The sequence below is a fragment of the Arsenophonus sp. ENCA genome, from assembly GCF_002287155.1.
Lineage (GTDB): Bacteria > Pseudomonadota > Gammaproteobacteria > Enterobacterales > Enterobacteriaceae > Arsenophonus > Arsenophonus nilaparvatae.
In genome coordinates this window covers 1-2,262 of record NZ_NHNG01000377.1, presented here as the reverse complement: position 1 = coordinate 2,262, position 2,262 = coordinate 1, and the positions used below count along the sequence as shown (strand labels likewise).

General features: G+C 45.8%; 4 protein-coding genes. 3 read left to right on the top strand and 1 reads right to left on the bottom strand.

The genetic code is table 11. From position 1 onward, the window contains the following. Positions 1 to 287 precede the first annotated feature (287 nt). The 3 genes from CBG25_RS09880 to CBG25_RS09870 are packed head-to-tail and all read left to right on the top strand — an operon-like array spanning position 288 to position 1,546. Positions 288 to 743 carry a lysis protein gene (locus tag CBG25_RS09880; protein WP_290606374.1) on the top strand — a complete coding sequence of 152 codons (456 nt, stop codon included), beginning with the start codon at positions 288 to 290 and terminating at the stop codon, positions 741 to 743. Between the two features lies 1 nt (position 744). Next, positions 745 to 1,104: a hypothetical protein gene (locus CBG25_RS09875; protein ID WP_290606372.1), complete on the top strand. Its 360-nt coding sequence runs from the start codon at positions 745 to 747 to the stop codon at positions 1,102 to 1,104. Next, a complete protein-coding gene (locus CBG25_RS09870) occupies positions 1,091 to 1,546 on the top strand; it encodes a hypothetical protein (protein ID WP_290606370.1) in 456 nt (151 codons plus the stop codon). Before CBG25_RS09875 ends, CBG25_RS09870 begins: the two co-directional genes overlap by 14 nt. On the opposite strand, the gene CBG25_RS09865 is transcribed toward CBG25_RS09870, so the two are convergent. Continuing rightward, on the bottom strand, positions 1,533 to 2,262 hold a 730-nt coding region (locus tag CBG25_RS09865; RefSeq protein WP_290606368.1), incomplete at its 5' end, for an IS66 family transposase. The genes CBG25_RS09870 and CBG25_RS09865 overlap by 14 nt on opposite strands.

Sequence of the window (2,262 nt, the reverse complement as noted above, 5' to 3'; positions counted from 1 at the left end):
GATTAGTGGACAAAGTTATCGGTTAAAAGACAAGCTAAAAAGCGGTCAGCTACATAAAAAATTGAAAGCGGAACTGAGCGAGTAAATTAAAGGGGGTGGATCAGTTTTACTTTAGCAAAGTGGATCAGAATTCAATTGGCATTGACATTACTTAAAAAAATCAATGCCAATGACCGAAAGGGTGCTTGTGATGAGATGAAGCGGTGGGTTTATGTGAAAGACGAAAAACGCCACATTAAAGTGCAATCACGGGGCTTAATGACCCGTCGGGAAATAGAGAGCGTAATATGTTATGGCGACCTTACGCATTTGTCGTAGTGATTATTGCTTCATTGATTTTATCACTCTTTTTCATCAATGCACGTTATCAAAACGTCAAACAAAACTACCAAACGCTAAAACAGCAATATCACGCTCAACTCGAAGCCGTGAAATTACAGCAGGATAAGATTGATGTTTTGCAAAAGATTGATATTCAACAGACTGAGAAATTAAATAATGCCAAAGCTGAACTGGATAAGCTGCATGATGCTGTGCGTGATAGCACTAAGCGGTTGCGCGTCAACGCCGTGTGTCATACTTCCAAAACCGCTACCACCAAGAGCCGATATGATGAAGCCACCCCACAACTTGGTGAAACAGCTCGACAAGATTATTTCCGTTTCAGAGAGATGATGATTGAGAACGAAAAGCAGATGGAATATCTGCAAAAATATATTAAAAGCCTGTGTTTAGGAAAATAGCATGACCCCCCAACTCTTTCACGGTGATTGCCATCAATTATTGACCACGCTGCCGCCCGATAGTGTCGATTTGGTGTTAACAGACCCGCCCTACGGTATTATGAAGTGCAACAGCGAAACCGGTTGGTACGCCGAAAAACTGCGCTGGGATGAACGACTGGATCAGACAAAAATCTGGGCTGAACTCAATCGGGTAGTCAGACCGAAGGGCATGATTTTACTCTTTTCAAAAGAACCGTTGACGAGCCAGTTAATTCAGACCCCTCATACCAACCTGCCCTTTTCTTATCGGCTGATTTGGGTTAAAAATCATTTTGGCCATCCCCCTTTCCTGTCGCCGAATGCCGGTGAATTTTTTTGAAGACATCGGCGTCTTTTACAAACAGTTTGATAGCAATAAACGTGAGCCGAGGCGGGATTATGTCGCCAAATTGCTTGCTTTTATCGGCAAACCACCGAAAGCGATTATTGCCGAACACGGTCGGCAATTTGCGCATTTTTTAAAACATCAAAATTTGCAATTTTCGATTTGCACCGAAGCGGCCTGGCAGCAGCTGACGGAATGCTTTTCACTTCGCGCTTTCCCCGAGTGGAAATCCTATGAACAATTACAAGCATGGCAGCCGTTTAAACGGACTTTTAACCTTCCGGCAGGTAAAAAATTCAAATCCAATGTCTTTTACTACCCGAAAGACGTGCCGAGTGTCCATCCAACCCAAAAGCCCGTCGCGTTACTTACCGATTTAATTGTAAGCGTCATTGGAACCACACAGTGCGATGCTGCGTGGTTTAAGGTAAGGTGATTTTCCAGGGTAGTAGTGCGTTCCAGTCGATATCATCATCTGGGTATTTTAGCGCCGTCAGCAGCGCCAAAAGATAATCGTACGGGTTAAGTCCATTGATACGTGCACTTTCCACCAAGCTGTACAATAGCGCGCTGGCATGGGCACCCGATTCCGTATTGGCAAACAGCCAGTTTTTTCTACCAATTACAAAAGGCTTTATCGCCCGTTCGGCGCGGTTGTTGTCGATACTCAAACGACCATCCTCCAGATAGCGCATCAGCTTTGGCCATTGTTTTTGACAATAACCAATGGCTTTACCCAGATAGCCTTTCGGGAGCACCTTCGTCTTTGATAGCCAGGCTTCAAACTCCTCCATCAATGGACGCGCTTCGCTCTGTCGCCGTCGGTAAATCTCTTCAGGAGAAAGCCCTTGACACGTTTTTTCTATCCGGTACAGTTTCTGAATTAACCCTAAGGCCCAAATGGCTTTGCCTACTTTGGTATTCGGCTGGGCTCGCCGAGCCTCTTCAAATTTACGGCGCGCATGCGCCATGCAGCCAACGAGTTGAGCTTCCGTGCCATGATAACCCGCGTAGCCATCAACTTGCAGATACCCCGTATAGTTTACCAGGAATTCGCTCGGGCAACGCCCGCTGCGCGAGTCTTGGTAGTCGTAGATAACCAGGTGCGGCGTGTTATCTTCCACATTTCGCACATCACTGCCGGTGCCATAC